Origin of the sequence: Nocardiopsis halophila DSM 44494, from assembly GCF_000341245.1 — a bacterium.
Lineage (GTDB): Bacteria > Actinomycetota > Actinomycetes > Streptosporangiales > Streptosporangiaceae > Nocardiopsis_A > Nocardiopsis_A halophila.
Genome location: NZ_ANAD01000014.1, coordinates 12,900 through 30,020 on the forward strand (window position 1 = coordinate 12,900; position 17,121 = coordinate 30,020).

The following is a 17,121-nucleotide window of genomic DNA, read 5'->3' on the forward strand; positions in this document are numbered from 1 at the left end:
CTCCTTCTCCCCTACGACCGGCGCTCGGACTGCGGGTCGAGGGCGTCGCGCAGCCCGTCCCCGATGAGGTTGACGGCCAGGACCAGAAGCACGAGCAGGCCCGTGCTGAACACGAAGGTCCACGGGTGGGTGACGGCCTGGCTCGCCCCGTCGGAGATCAGGGAGCCGAGCGAGACGTCCGGCGGCTGCACCCCGAACCCGAAGTAGGAGAGGCTGGTCTCGACGATGATGGCCGAGCTGACGTTGATCGTGGCGTCCACGATCAGCAGCGAGGACATGTTCGGGATGATGTGCCGGAAGATGATCGTCCAGGCCGGCACGCCCATGTACCGGGCGGCCAGCACGTATTCGCGCTCCTTGAGGGAGATGGTCATGCCGCGCACCATCTTGGCGGTCACCATCCACAGGAAGGCCGCCAGGAGCCCGACGAAGACCAGCCACCCCTGGTCGCGCAGGACCGGGTAGAGGATCGCCAGGATCAGGAAGCTCGGGAGCACCAGCATCAGGTCGGTGATCCACATCAGGACCCGGTCGGTGACGCCGAGGAAGTACCCGGCGAACGCTCCGACCACCGCCGCGACCAGGGTCGAGAGCACCGCCACCAGCAGGCCGATGATGACCGACTTCTGCAGGCCGACCATGGTGCTGACGAACACGTCGCGCCCGGTGCTGTCGGTGCCCCACCAGTGGTCGGCCGAAGGCGGCTGCAGGAAGGCGGAGTAGTCGCGCTCGCCGAAGTCCCAGGGGCTCAGCAGCGGCCCCACCCAGGCCATGACGACCATCAGCACGATGACGACCACGCCGAACAGCACGCGGCGGGTCCCGGCCATCTGGCGCAGCACGGCGGACCAGCGGCCCGGCGTGCGGGCGGGCGCCGGCTCCTGGCCGGCCGCCTCCGGCGCGTCCGGCGCACCGGTGCGCTCTGCGGACATGCTCATCGGATCGGCTCCTGGGCGGGGATCGGGGGCGCGGGGCGCCGGTTCGGGACGCGGGACCGGGCCATCAGCTCACCCTCACCCTCGGGTCGAGCCAGGCATAGAGCACGTCGGACAGGAACGCCGCCGCCATCACGCACACCGCCATGAAGCAGGAAACCGCGGCGACGGCGTGCACGTCGTTGGTGGCGATGGAGTCGATCAGCCAGGACCCCATCCCCTTCCAGTTGTAGACCTTCTCGGTGAAGGTGGTCCCGGCCATCATCACGCCGAAGGTGAAGGTGAAGTAGGTGACGGTGGGGATGAGCGCGGTGCGCAGCGCGTGCTTGAGCAGTGCGGCCCGCCGGGTCAGCCCCTTGGCGCGCGCCGTGCGCACGAAGTCCGACCCCAGGACGTCCAGCATCATGTTGCGCTGGTAGCGGCTGAACACCGCGAACTGGGACAGCGCCAGGGCCATGGTCGGCAGGAACATGTGCTTCATCCGGTCCCACAGGGTGCCGAAGAAGCCGGCGTCCAGCCCGGGTGTGGCCTCGCCGTTGAACACCAGCATCTGCTCGCCGGCGACGTCGTTCACCCAGATGGCGGCGACCTGCAGGGTGATGGCCACGACCACGGCGGGAACGGCCAGAACGGTGAAGGCCGCGCCGGTGGAGAGGTGGTCGAACAACCCGTACTGCTTGACCGCCGCATAGGCGCCGATCGCCACACCGAGGCTCGCGCCGATCACGACGCCGGCGATGATCAGCCGCAGCGAGACCAGGACGCGGATCTCGATCTCGTCGTTGACCGATGCGCCGGTGACGGTCTTTCCGAAATCACCGGTGACCACGTCGCCGGCCCAGACCACCCACCGCTCGGCCAGCGGTGTCTTGTCGTTGAGATTGAGCTCGTCCAGGCGCGCGTCGACCGCCGCCTCGGTGGGGCGCGGGCTCTGGTTCTCGTAATTGACGCGCGGGCTCAGTGCGGAGGCCGCCAGGAGGTAGGCGCAGGTCGTGGCCACGACGATCAGGACCAGATAATTCACCAGTCGTCTGACCAGGAACAACCACAAAAGAGGCCTCCAACCCTGCGATGCCCGCACCGCGGCGTGCGTTCGCACCGGTGCATCGGAGGCCGCCGACCGCGCCGGGCCGGGGCTGCGGGGAACTCCCCCGCACCCGCGGGCGATCAGGGGGTGGGGATCCCGTGCGCCACCGGCGAGGTTCGCTCCCGACGACCACCGAAACGTGCTTTTCTTCCGGTTCACGGTCGGTGCCCGGAATTTCAACGAGTGTGCTGGCTCACAGGACACCGACCGGTCACCGTGACATCAAGAAAGCACAACGAGGATCCGATCGTCCAATTTCGAAGGACCGGGGAGCACTTCCGTCCGGCCCCGAACTCCCCCGTGCGCAGCGTCCGAAATCGCGCCCCGGGCGGCCCGGAAAACGCGGCGCTGCAGGCCGTCCCGGGCGCTCCCCGGAACCGCCCGGGGCGCTCGGGCGCCGTTCGGAGGCCGCTTGCCCTCGGCGGGGATCCGCGGCAGACCGGAAACGCCCGTGCACGTGCATGATTCCTGATAGCCCTGCGGACACGGGGAATCCCGGTGTTTCGGCGACCTTTTCCTCCGTTGTTAACGCACACTTACCGGCCGGGCCTGACGGTGGCCCCGACGAGCGATCCCTGATTCACGTTCCACGGGCCGCGCCCCCGAGAACGGGCCGCCCGGCCCGCCCGGTCAGCCGGATCCGCCCTCGTCCCCGTGCAGGACCACTCCGCGGATGATGCGCCCCTCGCGCAGGTCCTGATAGGCCGTGGCGATCTCGTCGAGCTTGTACCGGCGCGTGATGAGCTCGTCCAGCTTCAGCCGGCCCGCCTTGTACATCTCCAGCAGGCGCGGGATGGCGTCGCCCGGGGTGTCCGTCCCGTACAGCGTCCCCTGGATGCGCTTCCCGGTCATCGCCATCTCCCAGAGGTTGATCGGCAGCCCCACCGCGGAGGCGTCGCCGATGCCGGTGACGACGACGGTCGAGCCGCGGCCGATCGCGGCGAAGGCCTCGGCCACGTGGCCGGGCTCCAGGTTCCCCACGCACACGATGGCCGCGTCGGCGCCCTGCCCGCCGGTGACCAGGCGGGCATGGTCGGCCGCCTCGGCCATGGTGGCCACCGCCGCCGTGGCGCCGAACCCCAGTGCGGCCTCGCGCTTGAAGGCGACCGGGTCGACCGCGATGACGTGCGCCGCGCCGCGCGCAGCGGCGCCCTGCAGGGCGTTCATCCCCACCCCGCCGGTGCCCATGACGATCACCGTGTCGCCGAAGCCCACCCCGGCCGCGTTGGCCGCCGAGCCCCAGCCGGTCACCACGCCGCAGCTGACCAGCGCCGCGGCCTCGAAGGAGACGCCGTCGGGGATGGGCGCCAGCGAGTACTGCGGCACCACGGCCCGCTCGGCGAAGGTCCCCAGCATCGTCATCTGGCCGGCGTCGCGGCCCTGGACCCGGGCGCGGAAGGTGCCGTCGGGCATCGAGCCGGCCAGCCCGAACACCGCCAGGTCGCACATGTTCAGCCGGCCGCGGCGGCAGTTGGGGCAGTGCCCGCAGCTGGGCACGAACTGGGCGGCGACCCGGTCGCCCGGCGCGAGCCGGTCCACGCCCGGCCCGACCTCCTCCACCACACCGGCCCCTTCGTGGCCGCCGATCAGCGGCAGCTGCGAGACGGGCATGGCCCCCGATGCGGCGTGGGCGTCGGAGTGGCACAGCCCGGCGGCCTTGAACCGCACCCGGACCTCTCCGGCCCGCGGCTCGGCCAGGTCGACGTCGACGACCTGCCAGGATCCGGGCTGCTCCATGAGTACGGCGGCACGCGCCGCCAATGTGGCGTCGGGCATCGTGGCGTTCGGCCTTCCGTGAGGGGGGCGGGACGTCGCGCCAAGCGAGTGCTTGTTCGGCAGGCGGTACGCCGTCAGTGGACCACCGGGGCGCCGGGGTGTCAATACCCGGTTCCCGCCCTCGGCCACCGCGCCCGACCGACCGGTATGGATCACGACTCCACGTCCGTTTCATCACACCGTGATCACACGCCCTGGTGATCTTCCGAGTAAGAGGTCGCATATGTCACTGGAGGTCACTCTTCGTCACCGGCGTCCCACTAAGAGGCGGTCGTGTTCGGCGGCGCACGGGCACTAGCTTGCGTGACCACCGTCACGGGCCCCGCCCCGCACGGGGCCGACGACCCCATCGAACCGGAGGACCCCCCATGACCTTCGCCCTCTCCTTCACCCTGTTCGTGTTACCGCTCCTGGTCCTGGTCGCCGCCGTCCTCGGCTACGCGGCGACGCGGGAGACGGGGGCGGCCCGGTGAGCGATACCGCCGTGTCCATCGAGACCGACTGGGCGATCGTCGCCTCGTTCGTCCTCTACCTGCTCCTGCTGGTCGGCATCGCCCTGTACGCCGCGGGCGCCCGGTCCAGCTCGATGACCGACTTCTTCCTCGGCGGCCGCGCGATGAAGCACTTCGTCGTCGCCATGAGCGCGGTGACCTCGGGCCGCAGCGGCTGGCTGGTGCTGGGCGTGACCGGCCTGGCCTTCGTCGACGGCGCCGCGGCCGTGTGGTCGGTGGTCGGCTACACCACGGTCGAGCTGTTCCTCTTCCTGTTCGCCGCACCGCGCCTGCGCCGGTTCACCGGCAGGATGAAGGACATCACCCTGCCCGACTTCTTCGCCAGCCGCCTGGGCGGCGGGCAGGGCCTGCGCGTCCTGGTGGTCGTGGTCATCGTGCTGTTCATGACCGCCTACGTCTCCTCCCAGTTCGCCGCCGGGGGCAAGGCCTTCGCCGGGACGTTCGGGGTCGCCGACACCACCGGAGTGTGGATCACGGCGGGCGTCGTGCTGGCCTACACCCTGCTGGGCGGGTACGTCGCGGTCGCGCTCAGCGACGCCGTCCAGGCGGTCTTCATGATCGTCGGGCTGGTGGTACTGCCCGTCGTGGTGGTGGCCTCGCTGGGCTGGGGGCCGATGTTCGACACCCTGCGCGCGCTGGACCCCGCCCTGCTCGACCCCTACGCCATCGGCGTCGGCGGCATCATCGCCGCGGTGGGGATCGGCCTGGGATCGCCCGGCCAGCCGCACATCATTGTGCGCTACATGTCCATCGACGACCCGCGCAGCCTGCGCCCGGCGGCCCTGTGGGGCACGGTGTGGAACGTGCTGATGGGCTGGGGCGCGGTGTTCATCGGCCTGTCCGGCCGCGCCGTGTACGGCGGCGTCGACGCGCTCCCCTCCGCCGACAGCGAGCAGCTCTTCCCGTTCCTGGCCGGCGAGTACCTGCCGGGCGTGGTCGCGGGCCTGCTCGTCGCGGCGGTGTTCGCCGCCATCATGTCCTCGGCCGACTCCCAGCTGCTGGTGGCCACCTCCGGCGTGGTCCGCGACATCTACCAGCGGATCCTCAAGCGGGACGCCGAGGACCTCGACCCCCGCCGCCTGGTCATGGTCAGCCGCGTGGTGGTCCTGGCCCTGTGCCTGCTGGCGGTGGGGATGCTGTACATCCCCGGCATGGAGGACCTGGTGTTCTGGCTGGTGCTGTTCGCCTGGGCCGGGCTCGGGGCGGCCTTCGGCCCCCCGCTGCTCATGGCGCTGTTCTGGCGCGGCACCACCGCCGCCGGGGCCGCGGCCGGCATCGTCACCGGGGCCCTGGTCACCATCGTCTGGTACTACACCCTCTCCGACGTCCTCTACGAGCTGGTCCCCGGCGCCATCGCCTCGGCCCTGGCGGTCTGGGCCGTCAGCGCCCTCACCCGCAAGCCCGAAGGGGCCGAACGGATGATGGGGCTACTCAAGGGCGACCCGTCCGAGAGGGCCGGGGTCCAGGGCTGACCGCCCCGGCCCGGACCGGCCGACGCCGGCCGGGCCCCGGCCGCGGTCGGGGCGGGCGCGGTGCGCCCGTCCCGACCCGCCCGTGCCGTCGGGGTGCGGCCGTCACAGCTCCTTGCCGTAGCGCAGCTCGGTGAAGGTGACCCCGTTGCGCGTCTTGGAGCGGCGGCCGCCGTCGGGCGTCCACCCCTCCCGTGCGTAGAAGGCGCGCGGGCGGTGGTTGGGCTCGGCCGTCCACAGGTGCGCCCGGCGGCGCCCCTGCGCGCGCATCGACCGCACCGCCTCGTCCATCAGCAGGCGCGCGGTGCCGTCGCCCCAGTGGTCGGGATGCACGTAGAACAAGTGCAGCTCGGCCTCGTCGGCCGATGCGGCCGGGCCGATCGGCGGGGGGCCCCGCGNCGCCCGCCCCTCCTTCGGCGCGGGGGGCCTGCTCGGCGACGAGGACCCGCGTCTCGGGCGCGCTGATCCCCGCCGCGAACACCGCGGTGCGCAAGGGCTCGCTCCGCAGCTCCTCCTCCGGCAGGAAGTGGCTCCATCCGGCCGCCCCGGCCGCGCGGAACACCTCCGCCATCGCCTCGGCGTCCCCCGTCTCGGCGCTGCGCACCGCGATCGTCGTGCGGCCCATCGGCGTCCTGCGCCCCTCTCCCTCGTCTCCCGGCCCCTGCACCGCCCCACCCACCGCCTGCGGCCGGGCGGACGGCCGTCCTCGGCCCGGGCCGTGCCGCGCGGGCCGGTCAGCCGTCGCTGGAGCGCTTCCAGATGTTGACCCCCAGCTCCTTGGCGTGGGTGTCGATCGCGTCCAGCTCCTCGGCGGTCAGCTCCGGGCCGCGCACCGCCTCCAGGCTGTCCTCCAGCTGCCCGACGCTGCTCGCGCCGATGAGCACGGAGGTGACGCGGGGGTCCCGCATCGCCCACTGCAGGGCGAGCTGGGCCAGCGACTGGCCGCGCTCGGCGGCGATGCCGTTGAGCGCGCGGACCGTCTCCAGGCTCTCGTCGTTGAGCCATTCAGGGCGGAACGACTTCTTGCCCGAGGCCGCCCGGGAGCCCTCGGGGACGCCGTCCAGGTACTTGCCGGTGAGCATGCCCTGGGCCAGGGGCGAGAACACGATGCAGCCCATCCCCTCGGCCTCCAGGGTGTCCAGCAGCCCGGTGTCCTCGATCCAGCGGTTGACCATCGAGTAGGAGGGCTGGTGGATGAGCAGCGGCGTGCCCAGCTCCCGCATGATCGCCGCCGCCTCGGCGGTGCGCTCCGGGGAGTAGGAGGAGATCCCGGCGTAGAGCGCCTTGCCCGAGCGCACGGCGGCGTCGAGGGCGCCCATCGTCTCCTCGAGCGGCGTGTCGGGGTCGAACCGGTGGCTGTAGAAGACGTCGACGTGGTCCAGGCCCATCCGGGCCAGCGACTGGTCGAGGCTGGCCAGCAGGTACTTGCGCGACCCGCCGCCGCTGCCGTAGGGGCCGGGCCACATCTCGTAGCCGGCCTTGGTGGACACGACGATCTCGTCGCGGTAGGCGCGGAAGTCCTCGCGCAGGATGCGGCCGAAGTTGAGCTCGGCCGAGCCGGGCGGCGGGCCGTAGTTGTTGGCCAGGTCGAAGTGGGTCACGCCGAGGTCGAAGGCCCGCCTCAGCACGGCCCGCTGGGTCTCCAGCGCCCGGTCGTCGCCGAAGTTGTGCCACAGCCCCAGGGAGATCGCGGGGAGGTCGAGGCCGCTGCGCCCGCTGCGCCGGTAGGGCATGCGCCCGTCGTAGCGCTCGGGGTCGGCGCGGTGGACCCCCGCGCTCGGCACGTCCAGCCGGGGAATGTCTGCTTCTCGCACCATGGGTCCCATCATTCCATCTCGGAACAGGGGGACGCGCACCGAGCGCACGGGAGGGCCCCGGTGAGGCACGACGCCCCCCGGGCCCGGCGGACCGGCCGCCGACCGGTGCCCGGTCGGCGGCCGCCCGGGTCAGCTGCCGATGTCCTTGCCCCAGCCGTGCCAGATGGCCACCACCGACGGACGCGGGACGTCCCCGTTGGGCCAAGTGCTCTGGGGCTCCTCCGCCGTGCCGTCCTCACCGGGGTGCTGCGGCGCGATGAACGCCGTCTTCTGGTCCTCGGTGATGAGCGGGCCGCAGCACTCGGCCCCCACGGGCACGGTGGCGAAGGTCTTCAGCTCACCCTTGTACTTCCCGCGCATCGGCACCGCGTGCAGCGCGTCGTTGATCTCCAGCTTCTTCTGGCCGTCGGTGGAGATCCACAGGTTGCCCTTGTCGTCGAAGGTCAGGTTGTCCGGCGAGGAGATCCGCGCGACCTTGGACTTGTCGAACCCGGCGAAGTAGGTGCTCGGGTCGTCCGGGTCCCCGCAGACGATGGGCACGTCCCAGGTGAACTCGGTGGCCCCGGCGTCGTCACCGGCCTCGGTGATCTCCAGGATGTGGCCGTGCTTGTTGGGCCCGCGCGGGTTGGGCTCGTCGGCCTGGCCCGGCTCGCGCGCGCTGTTGTTGGTCAGTGCGCAGTAAACCTTGCCGGTGACCGGGTTGGGCTCGAAGTCCTCGGGACGGTCCATCTTGGTGGCGCCCGCCTTGTCGGCGGCGATGCGGGTGTAGACCAGCACCTCGGCCACGCTCATGCCCTCGACGTAGCTCTCGGAGTCGCTGCACAGGGCGATCCACTCGCCGACGCCGTCGAAGGCGCCGTCGGAGGGCAGCTCGCCGGAGCCGTCGATCTCCTCGGCCGGGCTGTTGCCGGTCAACCGCGCCACGTACAGCGTCCCGGTGTCGAGCAGGGAGGCGTTGTGCCGGGCCGAACCCTTCTTGAACCTCTTCGCGCTGACGAACTTGTAGATGTAGTCGAAGCGCTCGTCGTCGCCCAGGTACACCGCCACGCGGCCGTCCTCGGTGATGCGCGGGTTGGCCCCCTCGTGCTTGAAGCGGCCCAGCATGGTGCGCTTGCGGGGCTTGGCCGAGGGGTCCGTCGGGTCGACCTCGACCACCCAGCCGAAGCGGTTGGCCTCGTTGGGGTGCTTGGACAGGTCGAACCGCTCGTCGACGCGGTTCCAGCGGCGGCCCGACTCGCCCCCGGTCATGCCGTAGCGCGCCAGCTTCTCCCGGGCCTCCTCCGGCGCGCCGTCGGCGTTGACGAAGTACTGGTGGAAGTTCTCCTCACAGGTGAGGAAGGTGCCCCAGGGGGTGGTCCCGCCGGAGCAGTTGTTGAGCATGCCCAGCACCTCGGTGCCCGAGGGGTCGGCCTCGGTGCGCAGCAGCTCGCTACCGGCGGCCGGTCCGGTCACCTCGAAGGGGGTCTCGGCCGTGATGCGCCGGTTGAACCGGCGGCGGCCCTTGGCGACCTTCCAGGCGCCGCTGGCGCCCATCCGCACGATCTCCACGACCGAGCCGCCGTGCGCGGCCATGGCGATCCGCATCTGCTCTTCGGTGGCCGTGTCGTTGGAGAACTCACGGAACATCAGGTTCTCGTTGGTGTACTCGTGGTTGACCCACAGCAGTCCGCGCCGGGGACGGTGCCCGTACCCCTTGCCGTTGCCGTGGCCCTTCCCCTTGCCCTTTCCGTGGCCGTGTCCCCGGTCCAGCGGGACGAAGCCGACGTAGTCGCAGTTGTAGCCGAACTGCTTGGCCTGCGCCTCGGGGGTCTGGCCGTCGAAGTCGAACTCCGGCGCGTCCGGCAGGACGGGGTCGCCCCAGCTGATCACGACGCGGTGGCGGTACCCCCAGGGCACCTCGACGGCGTCGGGGCGGGTCCCCGGGGTGCTCTTCAGTCCCTTGAAGGTCAGGCGCGGGTCGCCCCTGCCCGGCTTGGCCGAGGCCGGTGCGGCCAGGCCGCCCAGGGCGGCGAACCCTGCCGCGGCCCCGGCGCCCACCGCGCCGGCGCGCAGGGCGTTGCGGCGCGAGACCATGCCGCTGAAGATGTCACCGAAATACGGGTTGGCGCTCTTGTTGGGGGCTTCGTGGAAGCAGGCGTCGCCGCAGCGCAGGCGGCAGGTGGCCCTGGATCTCCCGCCGCCCGCCTGGCCGATCAGCGGCAGCGTGCGTCGGGGCGCGGAATCGGGCACGGAACGTCCTCCTGAAGGTCAACGGGGTGATGCCCGCGGGCCCCGTCGGCCGTGGGAGCCGGACCGGCGGTGCCCGGACGTCCCCGACACTGGCGAAGACGCCGCTCGCCGCGGTGAATCCGCGGTGAATGCACCGCCAAAACCCCGGCACGCATCGCCCTCCCCGTGTGTCCGGGACCACATCTCAGACGCACCGTAGCCGAAACACGGCCCTTCGTGACAGACCTGTTCCCCCGCCGGCAGCGGCGTGTCCGGCCGGTGCCGGCCCCGCGTCCGTCCCGCCGCAGGCTCCGCGTCCCCTGCGGCTCGGGGGCCCTGTGCCGCACACCGCCCCCCGTGCGACTCACCGGAAGTCAGCGGGCGTATCCTGTCCGTGGATTCGTCTCCCCTGAACGCGTCCGGCGTCCTCCCCCTCCGATGCCGGCCGCCCGACACGTCCACACCGTCCCCCAGCGAGCGGTCCTCGACCGATTCCTCCAGCGCCGTGACCCGCGCGGGCATCGGACGCCGCCCGGCGAGGACCCGCTCGGACGCGCCCCGCGCCCGGGCACGATCCATCCGTCCATCGATCGTCCGGCGATGACCATGACAGAACACCCCGTACCGCCCGACGCGCCGGGGCCACCGGCCCGCCGCAGGTTCCCCGGCCTGGCCCACCAGATCAAGCACGCGCGCCGCTTCGTCGAACGGGCGCTGGCGCACAGCCCCGAGGTCGCCACCGCGACGCTGCTCACCAGCGAACTGGCGACCAACGCCATCACGCACAGCGCATCCGGCACCGCCGGGGGCAAGTTCGAGGTCAGCGTGCACACCGCGCCGGGGTGGACCCGGGTGGAGGTGCGCGACCTGGGCAGCCCCGAGCACCCCCGGGCCCAGCACCGCGGCCCCTACGACACCGCCGAGCACGGCCGGGGGCTGGACATGGTGGAGGTGCTGGCCGCCAAGTGGGGAACCGAGCACCGCTCAGGCGGCCTCGGCCGGACCGTCTGGTACGAACTGGTCTGGGAGGCGGCCGAGGAGACCGGTCCCGCGCCCGAACCGGAGGACGTCGAGAACGACCCCGAGACGGAGACCGCCCGCCGCACGGCCTGAGCGCCGCGGTGGAGGCGCGCCTCCTGAGACGCCCCATCGGCCGGAGGCGGTCGGCCGCCTCTGGAGGAGCCGGAGGAGAGGGCCCCGCCGACGGGCCCTCCGCGCCGGTCCGGCCCGGACCGGCGCACGGGGCGTGTCCGAGGGGACGCCCGCGTCTCAGGCCGGGGACCCCGGCGGTGGGAGAGGCCTGCCGGGCCGGCGCGACCACCCCTCCCGGCCGGCGGACGCACAGGGCCCAGGACACGACGAAGGGTCTCCCCCGCGGGGGAGACCCCGTCCGTCTTCGGTGCGTGCCTTCCGTGCTTCGCTGGGCCCGGGCCCGAGCACTACTCGCCCCCTTCGGCCCCGTCGGTCTGCGCGTCCTTGTCGCCGGCGTCCGAGCCGAACACCTTCATCCGGTACTTCTCGTACAGCTCGCGGGCGTAGTCCTTGGCCTCCTGCGACGGTTCCTCCCCCAGCTCCTGGCGGACGAGGTCGTCGAGGTCCCTGTCCCTGCTATCCATAAGGGGCAGCTTGCCTGGGATAACAGCGGATCGCAAAACGGCGCGGCGGTGTCACCGTGCGCCGTGCGAAGCCGATCAGGCCAGGTGGGGGCGCTCGCACGGCGCCGTCCCAGCGCACGGACGTGCACGGGGGCGGCGGACGGCACCCGCCGCCCGCCGCCCCCGGCCGGGATCCGGTTCCCCGCGTGCGCGGGTTCCGGTCCGGCTCACTCCACCTCGGCCCGCTCCTCGGACGCGGCGCCGCGGTCGGCGCCGTCCCCGGCGCCCGCCTCGCGCCGCTCGGCGCGCACCCGCTCCAGCTCGGCCTCGCGCTTGGCGGCCCGGCGCTTGGCGCGGCGCTCCTTGCGGCCCTCGGCCATGGTGTAGAGCACCGGCACCAGGACCAGGGTGAGCAGTGTCGAGGTGAACAGGCCGCCGATCACCACCAGGGCCAGCGGCTGGGAGATGAACGCCCCGCCGCCGGTGATGCCCAGCGCCATCGGGGTCAGCGCCCCCATGGTGGCCAGCGCCGTCATCAGGATCGGGCGCAGCCGGTGCCGGGAGCCCTCCACGACCGCCTCGCGCAGCTCCATGCCCTGCGCCCGGTACTGGTTGATCAGGTCGATGAGCACGATGGCGTTGGTGACCACCACGCCGATCAGCATCAGCAGCCCGATCATCGCCGGCAGGCCCAGCGGCTGGCCGGTGAGCATCAGCAGGCCCAGCGAGCCCGTGGCGGCGAACGGGATCGACACCAGCAGGATGAAGGGCTGCATCAGGCTCTTGAAGGTCGCCACCATGATCAGGTAGACGATCACGACCGCGGCCAGCATGGCCACGCCCAGCTGGGCGAAGGCCTCGTTCTGGTCGGCGCTGACGCCGCCGATCTCGGCCTGGGCGCCCTCGGGCAGGTCCAGGGTGTCCAGGGCCTGCGCCAGCTCGGCGCTGACCCGGCCCAGGTCGTCGGCGGTCGGCGAGGCCGACACCGTGGCGCTGGTGACGCCGTCGGTGCGGTTGAGCTCGGGGGCCTGTACGACCTCCTCGACGTCGGCGACGTCCTCGAGGTCGACCGTGCCGCCCGCGGGCGCGGCGATCTCCAGGTCCTCCAGGTCCTCCACCGATCCGGGCGCGCCCTTGACGTGCACCACCACGTCGTGGCGGCGGTCGTCGATGCTGGCGCTGCCCACGGTCTCGCCCTGGAAGGCCTCGGAGACGGCCTGGCCGACCTGGGCCTGGCTCAGCCCCTCCTCGGCGGCCTTCTCACCGTCGACCTCCACCTGGAGCATGGGGAGCGCGGCGGCGATGCTGTTCTCCACATCGGCGGCGCCGTCGATGTCGCGCACCGCCTCCTCGACCTCGTCGGCCGCCTCCTCCAGCGTCTCGGGGTCGTCCGCGGTGACCTGGACCTCCAGCGCCGAACCCATGCCGCCGGAGTCGGCGAGCACGACCTCGTTGTCGGTGTCCACGTCGGCGAAGGCCTGGCGCAGCTTCTCCTGGTAGGCGGCCTGGTCGCCGTCGGGGTCGGTGGTGATGGTGTAGCTGGTGCTCCCGGCGCCGCCGCCCATCATCGCCGCCATCGGGTCGCCGCCGCCGACCGAGGCCTGGTAGGACTCCACCCAGGCCAGGCCCTCCAGCTGCTCCTCGACCTTCTGGGCCTCGGCGTCGGCCTTGTCCGCGGAGGTGCCGGGCGGCAGCTCCTGGGTGGCCTGGTAGGTGTTCTGCCCGTCGTCGCCCAGGAAGTTGGTCTTGAGCGCGGGGCTGAAGGCCAGCGCGAAGGTGCCGATCAGCAGCGCGATGCAGGCGGTCAGGGACAGCACCCGGTGGCGGGTGGTCCAGCGGATGACCGGCAGGTAGGCGCGCTGCAGCGGAGAGCGCAGCTCCTTGGCGCGCTCCTCGGCCCGGATCCGCTCGGCCTCCTCAGGCGGGACCGGCCGCGGCTTCATGAACCAGTAGGCCAGCACCGGGATGATGGTCAGCGCCACCAGCAGGGAGGCGGCCAGCGCGATGCTCACGGTGACCGCGAAGGGCCGGAAGAGCTCGCCGACCATGCCGCCGACGAAGCCGATCGGCAGGGAAACCGGGNAACACGGCGATGGTGGTCAGCGTAGAGGAGGTGATCGCCGTGGCCACCTCGCGGGTGCCGGTGGCGACCGCCTCCATCTTCTCCTTGCCGTAGCCCATGTGGCGGCGGATGTTCTCCAGCACCACGATGGAGTCGTCGACCACGCGGCCAATGGAGACGGTGATGGCGCCCAGGGTCAGGATGTTCAGGCTGTAGCCGAAGACCTCCATGCCGACCATCGCCACCAGCAGCGAGACCGGGATGGACACCGCAGCCACCAGCGTCGAGCGCACCGAGAGCAGGAACGCCAGGATGATCGCGATGGCGAAGACCAGGCCGAGCACGCCCTCCTCGAACATCGCGACGATGGACTCGTCGATGTAGGGCGCCTGGTCGAAGACGACGCTCACCTCGGCGCCGTCGCCCAGCGTCCGCTCGAAGTCGGACACGCGCTCCTGGACGGCCTCGGAGATCTCGACGGTGTTGCCCTCGGGGGTCTTGAGCACCATCACGCCCAGGCTGGGCTTGCCGTCGGTGCGGGTGATGGAGCCGTTGTCCTCGGTCCGCAGCTCCACATCGGCGACCTCGCCCAGGCGCACCGGCTCGGGGGCGGACTGCGCCGCCCCGGCCGCGCCCGCGCCGCCCGCGGCACCGGCGCCCGCCCCTGGCCCTTGGGCGGCCGCCCCGCCGCCTCCGGCCCCGGGCGTGACCCACACGTCCTCGATGTCCTCCAGGGACTCCAGGCGCGAACCGGTGGTGACGGTCAGGGTGCGGTCGTCCTCGGTGATGTCGCCGCCGGGCGAGAGCACGCCGCTGGACTGCAGGGCCGCGGTGACGTCGGCGTCGCTGAGCCCCTCGTCCTCCAGGTCGTCCTCGTCGGGGGTGACGGCGACGCTGGTCTCCTTGACGCCGGTGACCATTGCGCCGCGTACCCCGTCGATCGACTCGATCTCGGGGGCGACGGTCTCCTGCAGCGGCTCGGCCAGCGCCTGGGCGTCGTCGTCGCCGGCGCCGACGGCCAGCATGACCACCGGCATGTCGTTGATGCCGAAGGACTGCACGCTGGGCTCGACGTCCTCGGGCAGCTGGCCCTGGACCTGGTCCACGGCCTTCTGCACGTCGCGAACCACGTCGTCGGTGCTGTCGTCGTAGTCGAACTCGGCGACCACCTGCGCGCTGCCGTTGGCGGAGGTGGAGTTGTAGGAGGTGATGCCGGACACGCCCTTGACCGCCTGCTCGAGCGGAAGCGTGACCTCGTTCTCCACGACCTCGGGGGAGGCGCCCTGGTACTGGGCGCCCACCGTCACCATGGGCACGTCCATGGACGGCATGAGCTCGCGCTTGGCCGAGCCCGCGGCGAGCACGCCGAAGACCACGGCCGACAGCGTCACCAGCAGGATCAGGGCCCGGTTGCCCAGGGACGTCGTGATGAGTCGGTTCATTGCGGGCCTCCGCTCACACGCGCGCCCATGGGCGGGCGGGGGATCGCAGGGTCGCCAAGAGCGGTCTCGGCAGGTGGGGACATGAGAGTCGGTGCTCCTCGAAGGAAGTACGGCACTGCGTTCGGCACCGCCGGGCCGGTCCGCGCCGCTCTGCGCGGTCCGCTGCCGGGCGGTGGTGTGGACTCACCCGCGGGGCGGGAACGGGGCCGCCGGGTGCGCCGGGCACGCGAAACACACGATACTTCGCGTCTCACCTCAGGACGGGCCGTCCGGGCCGGGATTCAGGGGTCTCTCAGGGGTGTGTCAGCCCCGTGTCAGGGGTGGCGCTACCCGGCCTCCTCCTCAGGGAGGAGGAGGGTGCGACCGGGGGCGCAGGCGCGCGTGCCGCACGCACCGTACGCCGGTCCCGGGCAGGGGCGGGGGCGGGCGAGGTGCGGGCGCCGGCGGTCAGCCGGCCGGGACGGGGGTGGACTCCCCCGGCGGGGTGTGCTCCTGCGCCACACCCCACACCACGTCGAGCAGGTCCTCCAGGGCGTGCGTGAGGGAGGTGTCGACCAGCTCGTAGGAGACCTGGCGGCCGCTCTGACGCCCCTGCACCAGGCCGCATTCGCGCAGGCAGGCGAGGTGGTTCGACACGTTCTGCCGGGTAAGACCCAGCGTGTCGGCCAGCCCGGCGGGGTGCCCGGGCCCCTCCAGCAGGGCGAGGAGCAGGCGGCAGCGCGTCGGATCGGCCAGTGCGCGGCCGAGGCGGTGGATCGCGGAGAGGCGCTGCTCGGAGGTCAACATGAAAACCATTTTACAGCATTTGCTGTATAGACAGCCGGGGCTGTATAAACAGTGAGGGCTGAACCGTCGGCGGCGCACCGCCGCCCCGCACCGCCAGGAGGCGCCATGGGAGCCGGACACGGGCACGGGCACGGACACGGGCACGCCACCGCCGGCGGTGCGCACCGCGGACGCCTCGCCCTGGTGCTGGGGCTGATGCTCGCGGTCGCCGTGGTGCAGGTGGCCGGTGCCGCCCTCTCGGGCAGCCTCGCGCTGCTCGCCGACGCCGGGCACACCGTCACCGACTCGGCCGGGGTGATGCTGGCGCTGTTCGCGGTCTGGATCGCCGCCCGCCCGCCGGACACCCGGCGCACCTTCGGGCTGCAGCGCGCCGAGGTCCTGGCCGCCGCGCTCAACGCGATCCTGCTGTTCGTGCTGTGCGCGTTCATCGCCTACGAGGCCATCGAGCGCATCACCGAGCCGCGCGACGTCTCCGGCCCCGGGGTGATGGCCGTGGCCGCGTTCGGGCTGGTGGTCAACATCGCGGCGCTGCTGGTGCTGCGCTCGGGGCAGCGGGAGAGCCTCAACGTGCGCGGCGCCTACCTGGAGGTGATGGGCGACGCCATGGCCTCGGTCGGCGTGATCGTGGGCGGCGCGGTCATCTGGGCCACCGGCTGGTCGGCGGTGGACACGGTGATCTCACTGATCATCGCCGCGATCATCGTGCCGCGCGCCTGGTCGCTGCTGCGCGAGTCGGTGCACGTGCTGCTGGAGGCGACGCCCCGCGGGGTGGACCTGCAGGACGTGCGCGCGCACATGCTCCGCCAGCCCGGCGTCATCGACGTGCACGACCTGCACGCCTGGACCATCACCTCCGGGGTGCCGGTGCTCTCGGCGCACGTGGTGGTCGCCGACGGGCACCTGGCCGACGCCGGGCGCATGCTGGACGAGCTGCACGCCTGCCTGGACGGCCACTTCGATGTGGAGCACTCCACACTCCAGCTGGAACCGGCCGGCCACGCCGACCACGAGGGCGCCCGCCACCCGTAGGGCGCTGCGCGCGGACCGCGCACGTCCGCACCGCGCCCCCCGGCGCGCCCCGCCGCCGTCCCCGTTTCCCGGTGACCACCCCGGATCGTCCGCCGTAGGCGGCTCGGCGAGCCAACCACGGAGGGCACCGTGCAGGGCGACACGTCGGCCCCTGCCCCGCTGCGCGGCCACCGCGCACCGCCGCCGGCGACGGGAACGCGGCGCAGGCGAGGCATCGCGCAGACGCGGCCGCGCTCCCGGAACGGCCCGCCGGACCGCCCCGCACGGCGGGCGTACCGCACGGCGCTCACGGCGGGCGCGGGCGCGGCCGCGCTCCCCCGCGTGTCGGCGCCGCTCACGGGCCGCATTCCCGCCCTCCGACACTCCCGGGCGCCCCTGCGCAGGTCCGGTGGTCGGCTCCGCC

General features: G+C 72.5%; 11 protein-coding genes and 1 pseudogene. 3 read left to right on the forward strand and 9 right to left on the reverse strand.

Annotated elements, in window-relative coordinates; translation table 11 throughout:
• Positions 1 to 11 precede the first annotated feature (11 nt).
• The 3 genes from D450_RS0101695 to D450_RS0101705 all read right to left on the reverse strand — a co-directional run bounded on the left by D450_RS0101695 (position 12) and on the right by D450_RS0101705 (position 3,798).
• A complete protein-coding gene (locus D450_RS0101695) occupies positions 12 to 938 on the reverse strand; it encodes an ABC transporter permease (RefSeq protein WP_017536952.1) in 927 nt (308 codons plus the stop codon).
• Positions 939 to 1,002: 64 nt separating this feature from the next.
• Positions 1,003 to 1,986 carry an ABC transporter permease gene (locus D450_RS0101700; RefSeq protein ID WP_039820034.1) on the reverse strand — a complete coding sequence of 328 codons (984 nt, stop codon included), beginning with the start codon at positions 1,984 to 1,986 and terminating at the stop codon, positions 1,003 to 1,005.
• A gap of 666 nt (positions 1,987 to 2,652) precedes the next feature.
• A complete protein-coding gene (locus D450_RS0101705) occupies positions 2,653 to 3,798 on the reverse strand; it encodes an NDMA-dependent alcohol dehydrogenase (RefSeq protein ID WP_017536954.1) in 1,146 nt (381 codons plus the stop codon).
• Positions 3,799 to 4,267: 469 nt separating this feature from the next.
• On the opposite strand from D450_RS0101705, the gene D450_RS0101715 reads away from it, so the two are divergent.
• Positions 4,268 to 5,782 carry a sodium/proline symporter gene (locus D450_RS0101715; RefSeq protein WP_017536956.1) on the forward strand — a complete coding sequence of 505 codons (1,515 nt, stop codon included), beginning with the start codon at positions 4,268 to 4,270 and terminating at the stop codon, positions 5,780 to 5,782.
• Positions 5,783 to 5,884: 102 nt separating this feature from the next.
• Here the strand turns inward: D450_RS0101715 and D450_RS34375 are convergent, their stop codons facing one another.
• The 3 genes from D450_RS34375 to D450_RS0101730 all read right to left on the reverse strand — a co-directional run bounded on the left by D450_RS34375 (position 5,885) and on the right by D450_RS0101730 (position 9,825).
• Positions 5,885 to 6,112, reverse strand: coding sequence for a GNAT family N-acetyltransferase (locus D450_RS34375; protein ID WP_241483023.1), 228 nt, complete (start codon positions 6,110 to 6,112; stop codon positions 5,885 to 5,887).
• Positions 6,113 to 6,513: 401 nt separating this feature from the next.
• Positions 6,514 to 7,596: an L-glyceraldehyde 3-phosphate reductase gene (gene mgrA / locus D450_RS0101725; RefSeq protein ID WP_017536958.1), complete on the reverse strand. Its 1,083-nt coding sequence runs from the start codon at positions 7,594 to 7,596 to the stop codon at positions 6,514 to 6,516.
• 129 nt (positions 7,597 to 7,725) lie between these two features.
• A complete protein-coding gene (locus D450_RS0101730) occupies positions 7,726 to 9,825 on the reverse strand; it encodes a PhoX family protein (protein ID WP_017536959.1) in 2,100 nt (699 codons plus the stop codon).
• 579 nt (positions 9,826 to 10,404) lie between these two features.
• Between D450_RS0101730 and D450_RS0101735 the strand changes: the two genes are divergently transcribed.
• Complete coding sequence (locus D450_RS0101735) at positions 10,405 to 10,917, forward strand: ATP-binding protein (protein ID WP_017536960.1); 513 nt, start codon at positions 10,405 to 10,407, stop codon at positions 10,915 to 10,917.
• A gap of 326 nt (positions 10,918 to 11,243) precedes the next feature.
• On the opposite strand, the gene D450_RS33930 is transcribed toward D450_RS0101735, so the two are convergent.
• From D450_RS33930 to cmtR, 3 genes and pseudogenes are all read right to left on the reverse strand, one after another.
• Positions 11,244 to 11,420 (reverse strand): hypothetical protein, encoded by a 177-nt coding sequence (locus D450_RS33930; protein ID WP_017536961.1) that lies wholly within the window; start codon positions 11,418 to 11,420, stop codon positions 11,244 to 11,246.
• A gap of 206 nt (positions 11,421 to 11,626) precedes the next feature.
• A pseudogene (locus D450_RS29185) lies at positions 11,627 to 14,903 on the reverse strand (efflux RND transporter permease subunit).
• A gap of 447 nt (positions 14,904 to 15,350) precedes the next feature.
• A complete protein-coding gene (gene cmtR, locus D450_RS0101750; RefSeq protein ID WP_026128325.1) occupies positions 15,351 to 15,698 on the reverse strand; it encodes a Cd(II)/Pb(II)-sensing metalloregulatory transcriptional regulator CmtR in 348 nt (115 codons plus the stop codon).
• A gap of 96 nt (positions 15,699 to 15,794) precedes the next feature.
• Between cmtR and D450_RS0101755 the strand changes: the two genes are divergently transcribed.
• The gene (locus D450_RS0101755) at positions 15,795 to 16,718 is read left to right on the forward strand and encodes a cation diffusion facilitator family transporter (RefSeq protein WP_017536963.1); all 924 of its coding nucleotides are present in this window, start codon (positions 15,795 to 15,797) and stop codon (positions 16,716 to 16,718) included.
• Positions 16,719 to 17,121 lie beyond the last annotated feature (403 nt).